17 protein-coding genes are annotated in these 21184 nt (G+C 37.3%); 6 read left to right on the top strand and 11 right to left on the bottom strand.

The genetic code is table 11. The features are described from left to right. Window positions 1–83: 83 nt before the first annotated feature. Both aceB and Q0972_RS03195 read left to right on the top strand, forming a co-directional pair. Window positions 84–1682 (top strand): malate synthase A, encoded by a 1599-nt coding sequence (gene aceB, locus Q0972_RS03200; RefSeq protein ID WP_299362473.1) that lies wholly within the window; start codon window positions 84–86, stop codon window positions 1680–1682. A 216-nt stretch (window positions 1683–1898) separates the two neighbouring features. Next, window positions 1899–3530 (top strand): isocitrate lyase, encoded by a 1632-nt coding sequence (locus Q0972_RS03195; RefSeq protein WP_299362470.1) that lies wholly within the window; start codon window positions 1899–1901, stop codon window positions 3528–3530. 416 nt (window positions 3531–3946) lie between these two features. Here Q0972_RS03195 and Q0972_RS03190 read toward each other — a convergent pair whose 3' ends face one another. From Q0972_RS03190 to prfB, 9 genes are all read right to left on the bottom strand, one after another. Further along, window positions 3947–4246, bottom strand: coding sequence for a GIY-YIG nuclease family protein (locus Q0972_RS03190; protein ID WP_299362467.1), 300 nt, complete (start codon window positions 4244–4246; stop codon window positions 3947–3949). A 159-nt stretch (window positions 4247–4405) separates the two neighbouring features. Then, window positions 4406–5071: a PolC-type DNA polymerase III gene (locus Q0972_RS03185; RefSeq protein ID WP_299362464.1), complete on the bottom strand. Its 666-nt coding sequence runs from the start codon at window positions 5069–5071 to the stop codon at window positions 4406–4408. A gap of 1 nt (window position 5072) precedes the next feature. After that, on the bottom strand, window positions 5073–6962 hold the full coding sequence (locus Q0972_RS03180) for a DUF294 nucleotidyltransferase-like domain-containing protein (protein ID WP_299362461.1): 1890 nt from the start codon (window positions 6960–6962) through the stop codon (window positions 5073–5075). 174 nt (window positions 6963–7136) lie between these two features. Next, window positions 7137–8132 (bottom strand): endonuclease/exonuclease/phosphatase family protein, encoded by a 996-nt coding sequence (locus tag Q0972_RS03175; RefSeq protein ID WP_299362459.1) that lies wholly within the window; start codon window positions 8130–8132, stop codon window positions 7137–7139. 590 nt (window positions 8133–8722) lie between these two features. After that, on the bottom strand, window positions 8723–11203 hold the full coding sequence (locus Q0972_RS03170; RefSeq protein WP_299362457.1) for a TonB-dependent receptor: 2481 nt from the start codon (window positions 11201–11203) through the stop codon (window positions 8723–8725). Between the two features lie 124 nt (window positions 11204–11327). Continuing rightward, window positions 11328–11795, bottom strand: coding sequence for a hypothetical protein (locus Q0972_RS03165; RefSeq protein WP_299362454.1), 468 nt, complete (start codon window positions 11793–11795; stop codon window positions 11328–11330). A gap of 3 nt (window positions 11796–11798) precedes the next feature. After that, window positions 11799–12140 (bottom strand): arsenate reductase (glutaredoxin), encoded by a 342-nt coding sequence (gene arsC, locus Q0972_RS03160; protein ID WP_299362453.1) that lies wholly within the window; start codon window positions 12138–12140, stop codon window positions 11799–11801. A gap of 1 nt (window position 12141) precedes the next feature. Continuing rightward, window positions 12142–12759 (bottom strand): HAD family phosphatase, encoded by a 618-nt coding sequence (locus Q0972_RS03155; RefSeq protein WP_299362451.1) that lies wholly within the window; start codon window positions 12757–12759, stop codon window positions 12142–12144. Then, window positions 12760–13870, bottom strand: a protein-coding gene (gene prfB, locus Q0972_RS03150) for a peptide chain release factor 2 (RefSeq protein WP_299362448.1) whose coding sequence is annotated in 2 segments (ribosomal slippage) — window positions 12760–13806 and window positions 13808–13870 — 1110 coding nt in all. Because the reading frame shifts where the segments join, the coding sequence is not laid out codon by codon here. It abuts the gene before it with no gap. Window positions 13871–13979: 109 nt separating this feature from the next. Here prfB and Q0972_RS03145 point away from each other — a divergent pair. The 3 genes from Q0972_RS03145 (at window position 13980) to Q0972_RS03135 (ending at window position 17131) form a co-directional block, all read left to right on the top strand. After that, window positions 13980–14999 (top strand): low specificity L-threonine aldolase, encoded by a 1020-nt coding sequence (locus Q0972_RS03145; RefSeq protein WP_299362446.1) that lies wholly within the window; start codon window positions 13980–13982, stop codon window positions 14997–14999. An 88-nt stretch (window positions 15000–15087) separates the two neighbouring features. Further along, on the top strand, window positions 15088–16104 hold the full coding sequence (locus tag Q0972_RS03140; RefSeq protein WP_299362444.1) for a glycosyltransferase: 1017 nt from the start codon (window positions 15088–15090) through the stop codon (window positions 16102–16104). Between the two features lie 19 nt (window positions 16105–16123). Beyond that, window positions 16124–17131, top strand: coding sequence for a glycosyltransferase (locus tag Q0972_RS03135; RefSeq protein ID WP_299362442.1), 1008 nt, complete (start codon window positions 16124–16126; stop codon window positions 17129–17131). A 144-nt stretch (window positions 17132–17275) separates the two neighbouring features. Here Q0972_RS03135 and Q0972_RS03130 read toward each other — a convergent pair whose 3' ends face one another. Both Q0972_RS03130 and Q0972_RS03125 read right to left on the bottom strand, forming a co-directional pair. Further along, a complete protein-coding gene (locus tag Q0972_RS03130) occupies window positions 17276–18448 on the bottom strand; it encodes a hypothetical protein (protein WP_299362440.1) in 1173 nt (390 codons plus the stop codon). Window positions 18449–18689: 241 nt separating this feature from the next. After that, window positions 18690–19013, bottom strand: coding sequence for a YbaB/EbfC family nucleoid-associated protein (locus Q0972_RS03125; RefSeq protein WP_299362505.1), 324 nt, complete (start codon window positions 19011–19013; stop codon window positions 18690–18692). 86 nt (window positions 19014–19099) lie between these two features. On the opposite strand from Q0972_RS03125, the gene Q0972_RS03120 reads away from it, so the two are divergent. Then, window positions 19100–21151 (top strand): S9 family peptidase, encoded by a 2052-nt coding sequence (locus Q0972_RS03120; RefSeq protein ID WP_299362438.1) that lies wholly within the window; start codon window positions 19100–19102, stop codon window positions 21149–21151. Window positions 21152–21184 lie beyond the last annotated feature (33 nt).

Below are 21184 nucleotides of genomic sequence, written 5' to 3'. Positions count from 1 at the left end.
TTAGCGAAAAATAAAAATTAGCGAACGTTCGCTTGTTTTTCTCAAAAACTTGTCGTAACATTGTCTCATAAAATCAAATCAATATGGAATTTATCATCGCAACACCGGACCAAGTGACCTTTTCTAAAGAGGTCAATACTTATTACCCAAACATTTTAACCGAAGATGCTTTATTGTTCATTAGACAATTACACAGAAAGTTCAATAAGCAACGACTAGAATTATTGGACAAGCGAAAAGGGCAACAGACGTATTTTGACGATGGTAATTATCCCCAATTCCCTAAAGAAACAAAACACATTAGAGAAGGTGAGTGGAAAGTAAATGCTATTCCAGAGGATTTAATGGACAGACGTGTTGAGATTACAGGTCCTGTAGATCGAAAAATGGTAATTAATGCCTTAAACTCTGGAGCTAAAACATTTATGGCCGATTTTGAAGATAGTAATGCGCCAAGTTGGGCGAATACTGTTGAAGGACAACAGAATCTATTGGATGCCAATAATAAAACCATAGCACTTATTGATGAAGCACGCGGGAAACATTACAAACTTAATGAAGATACGGCAGTACTTTTAGTGAGACCAAGAGGCTTACACCTTAATGAACGACATGTTTTGGTCGATGGCGAAGAAGTATCAGGAAGCCTTTTTGATTTTGGATTGTACGTATTTCATAATACCAAGATACTGATGGAAAACGGTACAGCTCCGTATTTCTATTTGCCAAAGCTGGAGCACTATCTCGAAGCACGTTGGTGGAATGCTGTATTCGAGTATGCACAAAACTACCTTGGAGTACCACAAGGGACTTTTAAGGCGACATTATTGATTGAAACGATTACCGCAAGTTTTCAACTGAATGAATTTATCTATGAGTTAAAAGATCATATTGTAGGCTTAAATTGTGGACGCTGGGACTATATCTTCTCTTATATCAAGAAGTTTAGAAATCACAAAGGGTTTATTGTTCCCAATAGGGATCAGGTTACTATGACGACACCTTTTATGGCGGCCTATTCAAATTTAGTAATTCAAGTTTGTCATAAGCGTGGTATCCATGCTATGGGTGGTATGGCAGCACAAATTCCAATCAAGAATAACGCGAATGCCAATGCCGAAGCATTAGAAAAAGTACGTTTGGATAAAGAACGTGAAGCTAAGAATGGTCATGATGGTACATGGGTAGCCCACCCTGCATTGGTGGAAGTTGCCATGAAAGAATTTGATAAATATATGCCCACACCAAACCAAATCTTTAGAAAGCGAGAAGATGTTAATGTTACTGAAGCAGATTTGGTAGAGTTACCAAAAGGTACTATCACTGAAGCTGGTGTTAGAAAAAATATCAACGTCGGTATTTTATATATGGAAGCCTGGTTAAGAGGCTATGGAGCTGTAGCATTATACAACCTCATGGAAGATGCGGCAACCGCAGAAATCTCCAGAACCCAAGTATGGCAATGGCTAAAGAATGAAGCTTTCTTAGAAGACGGTCGCGTTTTCAATCAGCAGTTGTTCGATGCCATTTTTGATGACGAAGTGGAAAAACTTATCAGGGAAGTTGGTGAAGCCAAAATAAAGGACACTAAGTTCTGCGATGCCATTACCTTGTTTAAACAATTGGTCACAGAAGACGAATTTGAAGAGTTTTTGACCATATCAGCGTATAGACAATTGTAATACTAAATGTCACATCGAGTGATTCGCTATAAGCGAATTGTATCGAGATGCAAAGGTTCTCGATACACTCACACTAAGCGTGACCACTCGAACTGACGGCAAGGAACAAAATGAACTGACAAAAAGTAACAAACAAACCAAAAAATCCCGCTAATGCGGCAACATTAAACGGGACTCATATTAAATCTAATTACATCATTAATACATCTCAAAATTATGAAAAATTTACCACAAAGTGACTATGCCTCAGCTTTACAGACCGTAAGGGATATTAAAGCAAAATTTGGCAACACATGGGCGGCCATTAACCCACAATATGCGGCTAGAATGGCAACACAAAATCGTTTTAAAACAGGCTTGGATATTGCAAAATATACAGCAGCGATTATGCGAAAGGATATGGAAGCGTATGATGCAGATGCATCTAACTATACACAATCCTTGGGGTGCTGGCATGGCTTTGTGGCACAGCAAAAAATGATAGCTGTAAAAAAGCATCATAAGACCACAAGCAAGCGCTATTTATACCTATCGGGTTGGATGGTAGCAGCATTACGTTCAGAATTTGGGCCATTACCAGACCAGTCTATGCACGAAAAAACGGCTGTACCTTCTTTAATCGAAGAAATCTATGATTTTCTACGTCAGGCCGATGCGATAGAGCTTAATGATCTATTTAGGCGATTAGAAAATGGTGAGGATGTACAAGACCAGATCGATAACTTTGAAACGCATATCGTCCCGATTATTGCAGATATCGATGCAGGATTCGGAAACGAGGAAGCAACTTATCTTTTAGCTAAAAAAATGATTCAAGCAGGTGCTTGTGCCATTCAAATAGAAAATCAAGTATCTGATGCCAAGCAATGTGGACATCAGGATGGTAAGGTAACTGTACCTCATGAAGATTTTATTGCTAAGCTAAACGCTGTACGTTATGCCTTTTTAGAATTAGGAGTGGACGATGGCATTATCGTAGCACGTACCGACTCTGAAGGAGCAGGACTCACCCAAAAACTACCTGTCAGCAAGGAGCCAGGCGATTTGGCATCCCAGTATTTAACCTTTGTCGATGCGGAAGAAATTACTATTGCTGAAGCCAAAGAAGACGATGTTTTATTGAAACGTGATGGTAAATTAATGCGTCCTAAGCGTTTGCCAAATGGGTTGTACAAGTTTAAGGAAGGTTCAAATATAGATAGGGTAGTGCTCGATTGTATTACAAGCCTTCAAAATGGTGCAGATTTACTTTGGATAGAAACGCCAACACCAAACGTAAAGCAAATTGCCCATATGATCAATCGTGTTAAAGAAGTTGTGCCTAATGCGAAGTTAGTGTACAATAATTCACCATCGTTCAACTGGACGCTAAATTTCCGCAACCAAGTATATGAGGAAATGGTAGCAGAAGGTGAAAACATGACGGCTTATGACAGAAATGATTTAATGTCTACAGAATACGACAATACTGAATTGAGTTATAGAGCTGATGAGAAAATTAGAACTTTTCAATTAGATGGTGCAAGGGAGGCAGGTATTTTCCACCACCTAATCACACTACCGACGTATCACACTACAGCCTTGCACATGAACGATCTCACAGAAGGTTATTTTGGTGCAGATGGGATGTTGGCTTATGTTAAAGAAGTACAGCGCCAAGAAATACGTAAAAGTGTATCTTGTGTGAAGCACCAACGTATGGCAGGTTCTGATTTAGGCGATGATCATAAAACGTTCTTTGCAGGAGATAATGCATTAAAAGCAGGAGGCGCGAAGAATACATCCAATCAGTTTAACACAAAACCTACTGTTGAATCCAAGAAAAAAGCGTTAAGCGTAGTTGCTTAATAAAAGTTAAACTAATACAGTTACTACATAATCTGTTGTTTATTAATTTAGTTAGAAGAAAACACACCGCTTAGGGTGTGTTTTTTTATTAGAATTTTTTCTAATGGATAGTTCTTCTTTGGGGCTTAATGTTTTTACAAGGCTAGTCTTGTGCGTATCACCTATGCTCTTTATGAATAAATAAATTGATGGGATATCTCAAAGCCTGCACTGCACGAAGTCGAAGTGTTCAACATGACAGCAAGAGTCATTTCGAAATGAGTCCCGATAGCTATCGGGACGATTGAGAAATCGCATTACTATTGGTTTTCAAAAATTACTGTGATGCGATGTCTCACCCAAGGTTTGACATGACTAAAACGTTCATTTTGAAATGAACAAATTTATTGAGAAATTTCATATGAAATTGATCCAACTCATACAACCTGATTATTTAAGGTTTCCCATTTAGGGTTAAATTCCGTAATTAACTTATTCTTCTTCTCTCGACGCCATTTTTTAAGTTCCTTTTCCCTTTTTATAGCTTCTTTGGGGTTTTCAAACCCCTCATAATAAACGAGATAAATACAATTGTGTTTTTCAGCGAATGATAGTTTTGAAGTTTCACTATCAAAACGATGTTGGTCTAATCGTCGTTGAATGTTGTTGGTTACGCCAATATATAGTGTAGTTCTGTACTGATTAGTGGTTATGTAGACAAAATGATTATATAACATGGTTAAATTTAGGAATAATTAATTAAGTCATTTCGAGTGTAGCGAGAAACCGTAGCTTCAGCGAAGCTAAATCACATAATATGTTGTGGTGAACAAAGCCAATGTGATGTCTCACAGCCTGCACTGCACGAAGCCGAAGTGTTCGACATGACTAAGAGCCTACAGTAACCCAACACGCTTATGTGATCGCTCTAAATCACGAAAAGTGAGTTTTGGATTCATAGTCTTTAATTGAGAGACCACCTTCAAAAACAATAAAGCCGTAATATAAGCATCGCCAGAAGCCGTATGCCTGTCATGCAATGGAATCTTAAAACGCTTGGCCAGTTCATCTAAACTAAAATGTATTTTACTAGTATCTAATTTTGTCTTTTGAAACAGATGACCTGTATCCAAAACCTTGTTTTTCAATTTAGGTAAGCCCTGACGTTGCAATACTTGATTAATCATCGCTACATCGAACGCCGCATGATGTGCCACCAAGACCGCATTTTGCACATACTCAAGAAACTGCATTGCAGCTTCAGACTCTTCTACCTTGGTGAGTTTGCCCTCTCTAAGCAAGCCATGAATCTTTACGGTATCTGCATTAAACTGTTCTTGTGCTAAATACAACTCCAATTGGTCAGACACTTTGATTTTAAGGTTTTCTATGGCTACACATCCAATGGAAAGAATACGATCGTTTTTAATGTCCAGTCCAGTGGTTTCCGTATCAAAAACTACAAAGCGAATAGATTCGAGTTCCTGTTCTTGTTGTTTTGAAAAGCAAGATGAATAGTTGTTCCAAAATTCAGGATGAGATATACGTTTAAACCATTTCATATTACAGTAATTGTGAGAGGTTAAAACGTGTTTTAATCAGTTCTTGGACTGCTTTAACGGCTTTAAAGCTGCGTTTTAATCGCAGGCGATTGCCCTTGCTTAGGGATTCTAAATCAATAAAACGACCTGAGTCTTTGTTTGTTAAACCTTGTTTGGTTCTAAAGCGCAACAAGTTCTTATAAGCTTCTGCACAGAAAAGATAAGTATCTTTATTTTGTGGTTCAAGCTCTACGAGTTTTTCGTAACGTTCTAAAGTATTGTTTATGGATTTGATGTTGTGCGATAAAATCAAAAGTCGTGCAGCGTCGACCAATGGCATCATGGCTCTGGCCTTAATATCAAACTGATCCTTGTGCTCGCCATCTGCTTCAACCAGAAATTGTCTAAAGAAGCTTAGAGGCGGTGGATTTTGTAGGGCATTCCTACCTAAATAATTCAAAAAAATATCATGGGATCGGATATGATCAAAAATGCTGTCTGAGAGTTGGTTTACTATATTTGTATTACCATAGACACGCTCGTAATCAAAAAATATGGTACAGAGCATTAGGTTATCCTGATCGGGCGTGGTAATCCAACGTTTAAACTGCTGCGACCATTCCGACACCGAATTGCACCATTTAGGGTTGTTACTCATCATTTGGGCAGGGCACAATTCAAAGCCAACAGTTTCTAAATCGGTGTTGATATAGTTGGAAAGCTGCAAAAAATAGGCTTTTGTAGTGTCATAATCCACTTTAGAAACATCCTCAAAAACAAGGGCATTGTCCTGATCGGTCATTAGTAACTGTTCTTGCCGACCTTGACTGCCAATGGCAAGCCAGGCAAATTTTGTTGGTGGCTGTTTTCCCATTTTGGTAATGGCAAATTCAATGATACGTTGTGTTATGGCATCGTTAATAGCAGAAATTAATCTAGACATAAAATCAATTGGAATATCCTGTTCCAGATAACGCTTTAGCAACTGTTCTGTACGTTGCCGGATCCCTTTGAGCTGCTCGGCCGAGTGGCTACGTTTAATTTCCTTGATAAGGGCAGAGGCATTGTTTTCGCGTAATACAATGATATCATGCTCGGATAAAATACCTGTTAATTCGGTATTAGTGGTGCCATCTTTGGTAATGCATAGATGTGTAATACGATGTTTTAGCATGGCAATTTGCGCTTCGGCTACAGTTATAGTCTCGGGATAGGTAATCACTGGAGACGACATAATAGAGGATACTGTGTTATCAATGATATATTGGCCTGTAGCGATTTTAGTGCGCAGATCCTTATCGGTAATGATACCAATAGGTTTGGCATTATCTACGATTACTACGGATCCTACGTGTTTTTCGGTCATAATAATAGCAGCATCCTTTATGCTGGTGTTTACCGTACAGGTAACTGGATTCTTGGAATAATCGGCTGTTTGCAGGTAGGTATACTCTGAAGAGCGATTGAGCGTTTTTACAAAATCCTCATCATCAGTGCTTTTGGCCTTCGTATTGGAGGCAAAACTCGCCATCAGAAATTGACTAGCATCCTTATTGGTGGTAATATAGGTTTCTAGGAGTTCTGAGGAGATACTATAGACAATACTTTCCTCAATAGCTTTGGCGTTGAGTTTATAGTCGCCTTTTCGGAGTAGGGCACGCAGACCAAAAATATCGCCCTCGTCGCATTCATCCACTAACGTATCAGTGGCTCTAAATAGACCAATGGCACCATCGCGCACCACATAAAAATGATTGGCCACAGGCTTACCGATTTCAAATAGGTATTCGTTGTTTTCTAAATAAATGACATCTACGGCTTTTGAGATAGAGAATAGTTGCTCGGATGTTAATACGTTAAACGGCGGATATGCCTTTAGATAGTCATAGATGCGTTCTGCAATTGTATTCATTGTAGCAATTTAGCTAAAAAAAGAAGGGGAAGACATGAGAATGGTCATGTTTGTATAGCAAACACTATAATTCTTTTGTTGAATAGCAATAGAAGCAGGGATTTATGATTTTTAAGCCAATGCGCAAATATCGCGATATTGCGAGTCCTTAAATAGTTGATGGTTCTGAATTAGTTACTCTCTTAACTTAACAGAAATAGGATAGTGGTCGCTATAACCAAAATCGTTATCATAATCTTGAATTTTTTTACCCATACCTCCATAGTGTTTAGGCACTGGATAATTACCCTTCTTTACCATTTCTGGAAAATTATTGATGGTAACCGTGTCCCTAAGGACTTGGATTGGGCTATTGCTTTTTAGCATATTTTCGTTGGCTAAAAATTGATCTAGCATATTTGGAAGGTTGTTAAAGTAAAAAGTACCAACGCCTTCGTCCATCAAAGGCCACATAAGGTTCAAAAAGTAGGGAATATTACCTCGTACCACTCTGGTACGGCTACGCAGGCTAAGGGCAAAACGCGTTAGAGACTCATTAAAGGGTTCATCATTAAAATCGCCCATAGCCAAAACGGGTGTATCATCCCCATAAATATCGCGGATACGTTCATGGAAATAGCTTAGGGTCTCTCCAGCAATTTGTCGGTAGCCATTAGATTCATATTGCCCGCCACTACGTGATGGCCAATGGTTGGCAATTAAAACGAGGCGCTGTTGCTCCTGGCTATGTTTGGTTAAGAAATTTACCTGTAAGATATCTCTGGTTGCAGTACGACGCATAACAAAGTGCCCAAAGATTTTGTTCTCGCCCTGTTCTTCCTCAACTGTAAACAGATCGGCATCGTAGATAAAGGCTACATCAATTCCACGACGATCATCAGAATCATCGTGTACTATAGCATAGTTTCTGCCTAAGCTGTCAATACTATCTTTTAATAAATTTAGTACATGAGAGTTTTCAATTTCGCACACACCAAGAATATCTGGTCCTTGGCCATTATTTAACTGTACGATAATACTAGAAAGTTGCCTCAGCTTTCTGTCGAGTTCTGTTTGGTCCCAACCCTTAATATCGCTTCCAATAGCGCGCTGTACTTTATCCGTACGTCTGGGTGAGTCTTCAACATCAAAAAGATTTTCTAAGTTCCAAAAAGTAATGTGATAGTCCATATCAAAGTGTTTTAATTGATAAGACTATTAATCAGAATTATAAAGAGGATATCTAAAAGTAATTGATTTTTAGAAAATTATAAAATTAAAAGCATTAATTTTTAAATTGATAATACTAATTTAACAAAGTCCTTGTAAAAAAGGCTTTTGTTATCTTTAGTATTACTTAATTAATAATAGCGACTCTATAGGAGACACTTCATTTGCTTAATGACAATAGAAAGAATTTTGATACTCAAAGTTTACTATCCATCATAAATTTCATCTGTACAATTGCAGATGATATGTACCTAATTTAAGGGCCTTGAATGTTAAATCAATGCTAAATCTTTAATCTCTATGATTTAACGTCATCTAAACCTGTCACCTAATACGTAACTTATTGTAAAAGAATAATGTTATGAAAACAGTGAATTACCTACAAGAAAAATGGCGACAACTAAGAAGGAAGTTGTTCCAAAATACAGGATCAAAATCAGAGAAAACCCTGCAACATGTTAAAGGGAAGTCAACAGATGAGGACACCTTTTTATTCATTTAGATTTTATTATAGGCTACGGGCTTATCAGTATTCTATATGATGCTAAGGATCACCCCTCAAAATCAAAATCTCCATTACCGTTACCACGGCCGTTACGCTCGCGTTTCTTTTGTTGGTTAAAGCGATAGGTAAAGGCCAGATTAAATGAGCGTACGCGCCATTGAAATTCACTATAGTTGTCAAAGGTATCCGTAAAGTTATCGCTGCGGCGTATGCGCGAGTTAAAGACATCACGTATGTTAAAGGCAATTGATGCTTTATCCTTAAATAGATCCTTACTAAAGGCCAGGTCTGTAGAAAAAATGCCTTTGTTACGGCTCTGTGCCGTTTCGCTTGGACCTCTGTAGAATATACGTGTTTGCCAATCGATATTACCAGGTAAGGTGTACTTGTTGTTGAGGCGAATAAACCAACTGAGGTTATCGGCATCGAAATTTTGCCCTTCAAAATCACCTCGCGTCCTAAAATTAAACAGGTTAAAATTGCCGTTGAAATTCCATTTTTTTGTCGGTCTGTAAGTTAGGGTAAATTCTACACCGAAACGATCGTTGGTCGATAGGTTAATAGGCGTTCGACGCAACACACGTACCCAATCCTCCAAATCGATCTCATCAAAACCAGGGTCATTGACATTGATGGTCTCTAATGTTGTAAAGTTGTAATAGTTATCCGTTTCGAGATTTACAAACTCAAAGGCTTCCCTGGCACGTTGAAAATATACCGATCCATTGAAGGTGAGTTTTCCAAACTTTTTAAAGTAACCCACATCAAAAGCACTGGAGGTACTCGGGTCTAAATCGGGATTACCCTGAAAAAGATTAACAGGACTGCTACGAGAGGGGAATGGATTGATAAAACGTGATCTTGGACGTCTAATACGGCGATTATACCCTATGGTAATGTTCTCATCTTCCGAGAGCTCAAAGGCCAAATTCACGGTGGGGAAGAGTTGATGGTATTCCTTTTTATCAAAATCACCACTTGTAATTTGGTCGATCGTAATGCGAGTACCTTCGTAACGCAATCCTAATAAAAACGAAAACTTATCGCCAATCTTGTTACCATATTGTGTATAAAAGGCATTGACATGCTGTTTAAAATTAAGGATATTACTCAGATTGGTATCCACAACAAAGGATTGACCTTGGTCAAAACTTGTTTCTACCAAATAATCAGTAACTAAATCGAAAAACTCACCGCGATAACCTGCTTCAAACTGACCATTTTCATTAATGGGCTCAACATAATCTGCTTGCAGCAGTATGCGATTTTGGGTTTCATCCGTAGTTACATTTTCTGCGTCAAAACCATTTTGTTCAATACGTGACCGCTCCAATTCTGCGCTGTCTTCATACTGAAAATCGAACGTCAATTTATGTTGGCTATTGTCATTAAACTGCTTATCGTAGCTTACAGAGTATTGTACGGTTCTATCGTCTTCTAGCTCTGGGTCTCGACGGGTAATGGTCTCTAAACGGTTGTTGTTGGCATCAAATCGTTCTGTAAAGTTAAAGGTATTGCGCTCATTATCACTTTCTCGATAAACTAGGGTTGCTGTTACCGAACTACTCTCATTAACATACCATTCGACACCCGTATTAGTGCTGTAGCCTAGACGGACCCTATCAAACTCGCGATCCTCAAATAAAAATGTACTAGGATCATCACCATTAAAAAATTCCGTTTCGTTGAGCGCATTTCCTGGCGCTTCCCTGTAATCATAACTTGTGGTATTGAAGATGTTGACATCTCCAGTTCTATAGTTGATGTTTCCAGAAATACCTGCCTGCCAAGGGTAACCACCATTGAGGGTTATGGCACCATTTAAACCTTGCAATTTACTACGCCTTAGAATAATATTAAGAATACCTGCAGATCCTTCTGCATCATAACGTGCAGATGGTGAGGTGATGACTTCGACACGTTCTATGGCCTCAGCAGGTAATTGCCGTAAAGCATCGGTTGAATTTAAACCTACCAGACCTGATGGTTTGCCATTGATTAAAATCCTTACATCGTCATTGCCACGTAATGCTACATTGCCTTCCACATCTACGGATACTGAGGGCACATTATCCAAAACGTCACTTACGGTTCCGCCACGTACCGTGAGATCCTTACCCACATTATAGATTTTTTTATCGAGTTTTATATCTACGGTTGTGGTCTCGGCAATGATCTCAACTTCGTCTAAAGACTCTACATCAAGGGCCAAACTCACGGTTCCTAAGTCTATGTTTTTGTCAATATTTTTGTTAGTGTAATTCTTGGCTTTATAGGAAATGTATTCTACAGATATGTTATAATTGCCTACAGGAACCCTGATACTAAACTTCCCTTCCGAGTCTGTAATTCCACCCGTAACTACATTGTTATCTGATACTGATCTAAATGTTATGGTAGCATATTCTAGCGGAAAATTGGTGCCCTCTTCAACAACTTTGCCGTCTACTTTTGCATTGTTTTGTGCGAAAATTGTAGTCGTGCCAAGCAGAAAAAAAGAAATATAATATAAGAATGGTCTAATCACAAGGTATCCGTGTTTTATGCATTTTAGATGCGCAAAAATAGAACTACTTGTGGTGACTTAGGTTAATCTTATGTTAAAGGGAAATAGGGATTGTCAATTCGGGTATTTGAGTTTTTTATTTAATTTAGCCTTCGTCGCTATCTTTCTTATTCTTTTTCTTCTTCTTTTTCCTTTTTTTCTTTTTTACTTCCTTTTCATTAAAATCTCCTTTGATCATTTCTTTGATCTTTGCCATGTCCGATTCGGAGATAAGTTCTTCTAATTCTTTAAAGTGGTTATTGTCTAGTTTTTTTATGGCTTCTTGGCGATCAAAACTTCTTTCGTATCTCACCTTCATAAGCTCGCCTTTAGCATCAAAATACGAATTGAGATACTGCTTTATAATCTCCTTCTGAAAATCGTCTGCTTCTAACGTGGTTATAAAGTTGGCAATAAATTCGTCTTTGCGTTCTTCCATCAAACGCTCATATTTTGCAATTTCTTCTTCGGTAGGCTCTCTAGGGATAATTGGGTTACCCATTCTGTCCCTTCTTTGCGCATAGGTGCTAACACCTAAGATAAGTGCCAGGATGACTAATATTGTTTTTTTCATAACTTAAATAATATCTAATATTGTTTCTTTTGGTCTGCCTATAACGGCTTTATCGTTGTTAACAACTATTGGTCGTTCAATAAGCTTGTGGTGTTTTACCATAGCCTCAATAATATCTTCATCGGAAAGGACTTTGCCTTTATAGTCCGATTTCCAAATGGCTTCATTCTTTCGAATTAAATCTATTGGTTGTATGTCTAATTTAGCAATTATTTCCTTTAAATCATCTTTCGACAAAGGTTGGTCTAGGTACTTTATCACTTCAAAAGGTTGGCCAGAGTCTTCTAGTAAAGCCAAGCCTTCTCTAGATTTTCGACATCTGGGATTATGATAAATGGTGATCATATTAAACGTTAATATCTAAGGTTTGTAATTGGTTTTGTAACTGCTGAGGTGATTCAAAATGTATGCCATTAATGCCCAGAACTTCCGCAGCTTTTACATTTCTTAAGTTATCATCAATAAACACAGCGTTTTCGGCTGTAATATGAAAACGATTTAGGGTGAGCTCATAAATTTCCCTGAACGGTTTTCTGGTTTTTTCTTCACCCGAAACAATAATGCCTTCAAACCAATGCAGAAATTCAAATTTTTCTAAAGCAATGGGAAAGGTTTCATGACTCCAATTGGTAAGTGCTACGACTTTATAATTAGGGCTGTCAACAAACTGTTTTAAAATAGAGACTGTACCTTCAATTGCATCCCCCAGCATTTCTGTCCATCTACCATAGAACATTCTTATAAGGTCTTCATATTCTGGGAATAGGGCTACGCGCTCTTCGGTGGCTTTTTGCATAGGGTAACCCGCATCTTGATTTTCGTTCCAGTCTTGAGTACAGATATTATCGAAAAACCATTGCATCTTTTCGCGATTCCCTTGAAAGACATCTAGATATACATATTCTGGATTCCAATCGATTAAAACACCTCCTAAATCAAATATTATCGTATCTATTGTTTTCATTTATAATGCTCCTGTGTTTTCTTCTTGTTGCCCCATCATCATTAAGTAAGCCTTTAGAAAGGGTTCTATTTCTCCATCCATTACGGCATCGACATTACCAGTTTCATGGGCAGTACGTACATCCTTAACCAATTTATAGGGGTGCATGACATAGTTTCGTATTTGGCTTCCCCATTCAATTTTCATTTTACTGGCTTCTATATCGTCGCGCTGTGCCATTTGTTTTTGCAGTTCTATCTCGTACAACTGCGATTTTAACATCTGAAGTGCCCTTGCACGGTTATCGTGTTGGGACCTGGTTTCTGAACATTGAATTTGTATACCGGTGGGCTTGTGCAATAATTGCACTTTGGTCTCTACCTTATTTACATTCTGACCACCGGCGCCACTAGAGCGTGCTGTTGTAATTTCTATATCGGCAGGATTGATTTCTATTTCAATGGAATCATCGACCAATGGGTATACATAAACCGAAGCAAAGCTGGTATGCCGCTTGGCATTACTATCAAAAGGGGAAATCCTTACCAATCGGTGGACACCGTTTTCTCCCTTTAGCCACCCAAAAGCATAGTCGCCTTCAATTTCTAGGGTTACGGTTTTAATACCCGCAACATCACCTTCCTGATGGTTGAGTTCTTTAACTTTAAAGCCACTTTTCTCTGCATACATTAAATACATGCGCATCAGCATACTTGCCCAGTCGCAAGATTCGGTACCACCAGCGCCGGCTGTAATCTGCAAAACAGCACTTAAGCTATCACCTTCTTCCGAAAGCATGTTTTTGAATTCGAGTTTCTCAATGGCATTGATGGCCTTTTCGTAGCGAGCCTCAACATTTTCCATAGGAGCTTCATCTTCTTTATAGAACTCGTAGATGACTTCTAAATCTTCAAAAAGCGTTTTGGCAGTATCAAAATCATTAACCCAACCTTTCTTTTCTCTAATGGAACGCATCACCTGTTCGGCTTTTTTAGAGTCGTTCCAAAAATTGGGATCGAAAGTTTGCTCTTCTTCGTTGGCAATTTCTATGAGCTTGGCATCTAAGTCAAAGATACTGTCTAAGTGCGTCTAGACGGGAATTAAGATCTTTTATTTGATCTGATGTTATCATAAATAATGAGTATTTCTGCAAATATAAGATGTCGTATTAAAGTCGCATAATTTTGAATTGGTTTTTTAGAAATTCCGTAGTTTTATGATTATATATTTTATTGATCTCTATGGTTATTGATTTAAGAAGTGATACAGTTACCAAACCTAGTAAAGGTATGCTAGAGTATATGATGGCTGCAGAAGTTGGCGATGATGTTTATAAAGAAGATCCGTCGGTGAACGCTCTGGAGGAGCATTTGGCTGAGCTTTTTGGTATGGATCAAGCCTTGTTTTTTCCTTCTGGGAGTATGGCCAATCAGGCTGCTTTAAAGTTGCATACCAATCCAGGGGAGCAGGTGATATGTGATAAATATGCACATATCTACAACTACGAAGGCGGTGGTGCCTCTTTTAATAGTGGTATATCATGTAAGTTAATAGACGGGCATAGAGGAATGTTTACGGCAGAACAAGCTGAGGCGTCCATTAATCCACCAGATTTTTACCATAGCCCTTTAACCTCTTTGATCGCTATAGAAAATACAACTAACAAAGGCGGTGGTGCCTGTTGGGATTTTGAAGAGCTTAAGCGTATAAGAAAAATTGCTGATAGACACGCATTAGGATATCATTTGGATGGTGCTAGACTTTGGAATGCCTTAGTAGCGAAGAATGAACGTCCGAAGGCTTATGGTGGTTTGTTTGATACGATATCGGTGTGCTTGAGTAAAGGCTTAGGTTGTCCAATGGGTTCAGTTTTAATAGGGAAAAAGGATATCATGCAAAGGGCCATTAGGGTACGTAAAATTTTAGGTGGTGGAATGCGTCAAGTAGGATTTGCAGCTGCTGCAGGCTTGTATGCTATTAATAGAAATCTCGATTTATTAGCAGATGACCATATAAGAGCCAAAGAAATAGGAGAGGTGCTAAAAAGCAAGTCTTATATTAAAAAGGTTGAGCCCATAGAAACCAATATCATTATTTTTGAATTGGATGATGATGTGGATGAGCAAACATTTTTGAATACACTAAAGAAGAAGGATATCCACATCATTGGTATGGGCAGTAATAAATTAAGGATGGTAACACATATAGACTATACGGACATGATGCACGATAGTCTATTACAAACATTAGGCACATTGTGATTTTAACAGCTTATCTTCAACACATTAACGAGAATATTTAGATGTGTAGGCTATTACTTATATTTTCGCTATGCCCAAATACATAACAATGAAGCTTAGCATACTTATTCCGATGTATAACGCCAAGGATTATATTGGCAATTGTTTAGAGAGTTTAATCCATCAAAATATACCAGAGGACGATTATGAGATTATCATTATGGACGATGGCTCAAAAGACAACTCGGTAGATATTGTCTCTGAATTTATAAAAAACCATAAAAATATTAAACTGCACAAGGAACCAAATTCTGGTGCCTACAATACAAGAAATAAACTTTTAAAGCTAGCGAAAGGGGACTATATCTATAATCTTGATGCTGACGATTATATTGTACATAATTGTTTGAAAGAACTACTTGACTGTGCTGAGCAAAACAATTTGGATGTTATTGGGTTTAAAACACAAGAGACCTCATCGCTTGAGAACATAGCACTGAACGAATTAATCTCTAAAAAGCATCTAACACTTTATGATGGCTTGGCTTTTTTAGAAGCCTATCCATTAATGCGACATGAGCCATGGTGGTATTTTGTGCGGAGCGGTTTTTTGTCTGAAAACAATCTAGCCTTTAACAGTAATCAGTACAATGCAGATGTCACTTTTACATTGAAGATGTTTTTAGAGGCAAAAAAAGTCGGGTATTTTGATATTTCTATTCATCGTTATGTGCAATCTGGAGATTCTATAATGCGAAGTAAAGATTTAGAGATCGTCCGTAAGCGCTTAGAATATATGCAGATGATGATCTTGAATAAGAGTAAACTGATAAATACGGTTAAGTCGCAATCTTCTTCCGAAGTTCTGGTACAGAACTTATCCCATAGAAGGGATGTGTTTACTTTTTTTAATATCACTAAAATGCTAAGAGGCCCGTTTAGTCTCAGTTATATGAAAGCTACAATTACAAAGTTTAAAGACGTAGGTGCTTATCCGATGAATGATTTTAATAGATTCCGCTATAATACTTTTCAATATCGTATATTGAGAAAAATTTTAAACAACGCATCTATGTTGTATTTTTTAATTTCTGTGAGACGTATATTTTCAAAATCTATTAAATAAATAGCTTAGTAGCAAACCCATGAGACTAAGTATTATAATCCCTCTCTATAATTCTGGAGAATTTCTTCCAACGTGTTTAGATAGTCTACTGCGACAAGGTTTAGATCCAAATGATTACGAAATTTTGATTATCAATGATGGATCTACAGATAATAGTTTGGATATTGCTAATGCATATGTGGAAGCTAATTCTAGCATACGTGTTTTTTCAAAAGAAAATGGAGGTGTAGGTAGTGCAAGGAATAAAGGATTGTCATTGGCAAAAGGAGACTATATTTATTTTATAGATCCTGATGATTACCTTGCCGATAGAACTTTACCTATTTTGTTGGATGTTACAGAAAGTAACACTTTAGATATATTAACATTTGGTTCAAAATCTGTTGAAAACTCCGTTTTACAAACAGAAAGTAACCTGCATGATAATATAGAACTTTCAACTATTTACAACGGTATTGATTACATAGCTAATTTTCGTTTTCAAAATGAGGTTTGGTGGTACTTAATAAAGCATAGTTTTATTAAGGAAGCACAAATACGATTCATAGAAGGCAGATGGATGGAAGATGCAATTCTTACAGCACAATTATTTATTCAAGCTAACCAAATGGCTAATTTTCCCTTAGATAGTCATAGACATGTCATAGTCAAAGGTTCAGCCATGAAGAGCAAAGAACCGTCTCACTATCTACGTGTTATTGATGATAATAGAAACGCGGCAATGGTTTTTGAATCTATGATTACAGATTTAGAAGCAAAGCATGTAAACCCAGATTGTATAAAGCGTCTAAGAACCAGACAACAATCTTTTGTGTTTTTTATGATGGTAAGAATGTTGAGATCTACGATAGCATTAGAAAAGATTAAGCCAACCATGAATGAACTCTCCACTACGAATGCTTACCCAATGACCGAATTTGTTGGTGTTGATTACAACGGCCTTGCTTATGCTGTTTTAACAAGGTTGTTTAATCATAGACCTATCTTTTATTCACTTTTCAGACTTTTTAATCCATTACTTAGATAAATTTTAAAACATATATTGAGAGGTTTTAGGCCTCTGTTTTTTTAATATATATAGACAAAAAAGAAGGGAGCCATTTTGGCTCCCTTCTTTTATCCTTATTAATGCTAAATTATTTATAGCTGTAAGGGATATTTCTTTATTGGTTTACCACCACCAGCACCAGTGATGAGGCGGTTCGTATTCACATAATTCGCCACCATGGGTACTTGTTCCACTTACGACTTCAATGACACCACGTCTGTAGCCAGGTCCAATATTTAAGTGACAATTTGTTTTAAACTTTGTATAGTAACAGTTACCAACAAAAATGTAAACCCATTTACCAAAAGTACCGTTAGAATTAGCACCATGTATAGTGAAGTGCTCGTCTTCGCCAACTACACTATCGAATATTTTGGTAGCGTGACGTGTGTTCTCGTAGCGTTGGTAAATTCTAACTCTGTGGTCATTATGCCAATCCCACTTGAATGTTAATTTATTAACTTTACCAATACAGTCATCGCACTCATCTGGTCTAGGTACAATTCTGAAGTTAAAATCCGTTAACCATAATGGATCGCAAGATACAGGGTCGATTAACCATCCCCAGCTACTTAATCCTACTTCTCCTATATTAGAGTCGTAGTTTGCACCACCAGGGCCTACGTGAGATCCGTAATTAGGTGTGTTAGGATCGTTTGGATCAGGTCTTTGGGTTAAACCAAATGTACCTTCTTGCACACAATCACCACCTTCTGCTACTACAGTACTTCTTGTGTGGTCTACAATGTAGAAGTGCATATCTTCAGAGTTAGATGCATTACCTGCAGTACCTTCTTTTTTGTGGCCTCCACCAATTGCTTGCCACTCATCCCAAGATCTTTTATCCTTAAACCAAACATCTATTGTCAAAACACAAGTACCAGATACTGAAGTTCCTACTAAGTGAGCAGTACCATCTGTATATTCAGTAAATACAAGGTTTTCACCATCTGGTGAACCAAAATAAGTGGTTGGATCAAAGTAGTCATCACCTTCAGGAGTTTCTGACCACCAGAAATTTGAAACTGGTTGAATGTGGCCAAAAGGTGCTCTATCGGCATCAATAACATCATAGACTTGTGCAACAGCTGCAGAGTTGTCTGCGTTGGCAGCACCTATCATATCCAAGTTAGGATTGGCCATATCTTCACTAGTTGCTGTAAAGATTAGTTCTTTGTCCTCTTCACCGTCAGATATAACGTTGCCTTTGTCATCAAAACGTAGAACAGCTTGTTGTTCTTCAGCAGCTTGTTCTTCCGTGGATTCATTTTGACACGATGCTAATATTACGAGCATCGCTAACAAGATTAATTTAGATAATTGTTTCATAATTATATTAGGTTAATAGCATTAATAATGAAACAAATATATATTTTAACGCACCATTTAACATTTTTTTTAGACCAAATGCCAAAGTTTTGGTTGACAAAAAAACAAGATGCATTTGGTCGTCAAATTTTGCATTTCTAGGAAGAAAATTCGCTCTAATAGTTTTAAATTCTAAAACTTATGCAATTGAGTGTCAAAAAGAAAGGAATTATTTAAACATATCCATTCCAGGAATATTTGGCATTCCTGCTTTAGCTACAGCAGCAATTTCAGCTTCGTTTACGCTAGTAGCTTTATCTATGGCTTTATTGAGTGTTAGGATTAAGTAATCTTCGAGCATTTCCTTATCTTGTAAGAGCTCGTCATCTATCGATATCGATTTTATTGTTCTATTTGCCGTAATAGTAACTTTTAATTTTCCATCACTACTGCTTTCGTCAATCAAAACAGAATTTAGGCGCTCTTTGGTTTCTTCAACTTTTTTTTGAGCTTCTTTCAATTTGTTCATCATACCCATCATATCTCCAAACATATCTTTTATCATTTAAACATTACAAAGCAAAATTACTAAATTGCGCCTCTTTTTAGATTAATTTTTTCTTAAAACAAATGGTTAAGATGTCGAGAAATACTCCTCCATTAGCAAAAAAGAAGCCTCATAAGCTGGAAAAACATGAGGATGTACGTATTGATAGTTATTTTTGGATGAACGACAGGGAAGATCCTGAGGTGATCGAGTATCTCAAGGCCGAGAATTCTTATTGTGATTCTCAAATGGCACATACCAAAGATTTTCAGAAAGAACTATTTGAAGAAATGAAGGCAAGAATAAAGGAAGACGATACTTCAGTTCCCTATAAATACAACGGCTATTGGTATATTACCAAATTTGAAAAAGGTAAAAGTTATCCCATATATACCAGAAAAAAAAATACATTGGATAACCCAGAAGAATTGCTGTTCGACTGTAATGAAATGGCTAAAGGTTATAGCTATTTTAAGTTAGCTGGAATTAGTATAAGTCCTGATAACAATCTGGTTGCCTTTGGGGTTGACACTATCGGACGACGAAAATATACCATTCATGTGAAGGACTTAAAAACACATCAATTGTGGTCTGATAAAATTGAAAATACAACCGGATCTTCGAGTTGGGCAAATGATAACAAAACACTTTTCTATACAAAGAAAGATGAAGTTACGTTAAGGGCATACCAAGTTTACAAACACAAATTGGGTCAAAAGAGCGACGCGTTAATCTTTGAAGAAGGTGATGACTCTTTTGGCGTAACGGTCTACAAATCCAAATCCAGAAAGTACATCATTATTGCTTGCTATAGTACACTTACTAATGAGTATCATATTCTTAATGCCGATGAACCTGATGGAAAATTTGAGTTATTTCAACAAAGAATTAGAGGATTAGAGTATAGCATTGCACATTATGATAACTATTTCTACATTCTAACCAATAAGGATAAAGCCATCAATTTTAAACTGATGAAGTGTCTGGAAACCGAAAGGTATATGGATCAATGGGAAGAAGTCATCGGCCACAGGAAAGATGTTTTAATAGAAAATATTGATATTTTTAAAGACTATTTGGTAATTAGCGAGCGTCATAACGGTCTTAACAAATTAAGGATTAAGCAATGGGATAATTCTAAAGATTATTATTTGCCATTCGATAATGAAACCTACACAGCTTTTACAAGTACAAATGTCGATTTTGATACTGAGTGCTTAAGATATTCATATAACTCATTAACAACACCAGCTTCTGTAGTTGAGTTTAACATGAACACAAAAACTAAACATGTTCTTAAGGAGCAGGAAGTTCTTGGTGGTAAATTCGATAAAGACAACTATCTATCAGAGCGTATTTGGGCCATTGCAGAAGACGGCACCAAAATACCAATGTCTTTGGTTTATAAAAAGGGTATAGAAAAGGATGGCAATAATCCATTGCTTCAATACGCTTACGGAAGTTATGGTTCTACAGTAGATCCTTATTTCTCAACAATTAGGTTAAGTTTATTGGATCGTGGTTTTATTTATGTTATTTCTCACGTTAGAGGGGGTGAATATCTTGGTCGACGATGGTACGAAGACGGTAAGTTATTAAAAAAGCAAAATACATTCAAAGACTTTATCGCTTGTTCTAAACACTTAATTGAAGAAGGCTATACATCCTCTAAGCATCTTTATGCCATGGGCGGAAGTGCAGGAGGTTTATTAATTGGAGCTGTGATAAATGATGCTCCAGAATTGTATAATGGCGTTATCGCTGCAGTTCCATTTGTAGATGTAGTAACTACAATGTTAGATGATTCAATTCCACTAACAACGGGGGAGTACGACGAATGGGGAAATCCTAACGATAAGCTGTATTATGACTACATGAAGTCTTATTCGCCTTATGACAATATTGATTCAAAAGCTTATCCAAACATGTTGGTCACAGCAGGATTACACGATTCACAGGTTCAATATTGGGAACCTGCAAAATGGGTAGCAAAACTAAGGGAACTGAAGACCGATTCAAATAAATTATTTTTGAAGACAAATATGGATGCAGGCCATGGTGGTGCATCGGGTCGTTTTGAAAGTCTTAGGGAAGATGCAGAAGAATTTGCTTTTCTGTTAGATTTAGAAGGTATTTCGAGCTAATTAAAAAAAAAGTATTAGTTTTGCGAGGTTTTA

The sequence above is a fragment of the Winogradskyella sp. genome (genome assembly GCF_028282165.1).
Taxonomy (GTDB): Bacteria; Bacteroidota; Bacteroidia; order Flavobacteriales; family Flavobacteriaceae; genus Winogradskyella.
Note: the sequence above shows the minus strand (reverse complement) of the source record. Positions and strands in the feature narration are given on the sequence as shown.

Excerpts from the sequence above, each read along its gene's own strand:
- Q0972_RS03165 (WP_299362454.1), bottom strand. The coding sequence starts at position 11,795 with ATGAAAAAAACAATATTAGTCATCCTGGCACTTATCTTAGGTGTTAGC.
- Q0972_RS03180 (WP_299362461.1), bottom strand. The coding sequence starts at position 6,962 with ATGAATACAATTGCAGAACGCATCTATGACTATCTAAAGGCATATCCG.
- arsC (WP_299362453.1), bottom strand. The coding sequence starts at position 12,140 with ATGATCACCATTTATCATAATCCCAGATGTCGAAAATCTAGAGAAGGC.
- Q0972_RS03190 (WP_299362467.1), bottom strand. The coding sequence starts at position 4,246 with ATGTTATATAATCATTTTGTCTACATAACCACTAATCAGTACAGAACT.
- Q0972_RS03140 (WP_299362444.1), top strand. The coding sequence starts at position 15,088 with ATGAAGCTTAGCATACTTATTCCGATGTATAACGCCAAGGATTATATT.
- Q0972_RS03185 (WP_299362464.1), bottom strand. The coding sequence starts at position 5,071 with ATGAAATGGTTTAAACGTATATCTCATCCTGAATTTTGGAACAACTAT.
- Q0972_RS03155 (WP_299362451.1), bottom strand. The coding sequence starts at position 12,759 with ATGAAAACAATAGATACGATAATATTTGATTTAGGAGGTGTTTTAATC.
- aceB (WP_299362473.1), top strand. The coding sequence starts at position 84 with ATGGAATTTATCATCGCAACACCGGACCAAGTGACCTTTTCTAAAGAG.
- Q0972_RS03195 (WP_299362470.1), top strand. The coding sequence starts at position 1,899 with ATGAAAAATTTACCACAAAGTGACTATGCCTCAGCTTTACAGACCGTA.
- Q0972_RS03175 (WP_299362459.1), bottom strand. The coding sequence starts at position 8,132 with ATGGACTATCACATTACTTTTTGGAACTTAGAAAATCTTTTTGATGTT.
- Q0972_RS03125 (WP_299362505.1), bottom strand. The coding sequence starts at position 19,013 with ATGTTTGGAGATATGATGGGTATGATGAACAAATTGAAAGAAGCTCAA.
- Q0972_RS03120 (WP_299362438.1), top strand. The coding sequence starts at position 19,100 with ATGTCGAGAAATACTCCTCCATTAGCAAAAAAGAAGCCTCATAAGCTG.
- Q0972_RS03145 (WP_299362446.1), top strand. The coding sequence starts at position 13,980 with ATGGTTATTGATTTAAGAAGTGATACAGTTACCAAACCTAGTAAAGGT.
- Q0972_RS03130 (WP_299362440.1), bottom strand. The coding sequence starts at position 18,448 with ATGCTCGTAATATTAGCATCGTGTCAAAATGAATCCACGGAAGAACAA.
- Q0972_RS03135 (WP_299362442.1), top strand. The coding sequence starts at position 16,124 with ATGAGACTAAGTATTATAATCCCTCTCTATAATTCTGGAGAATTTCTT.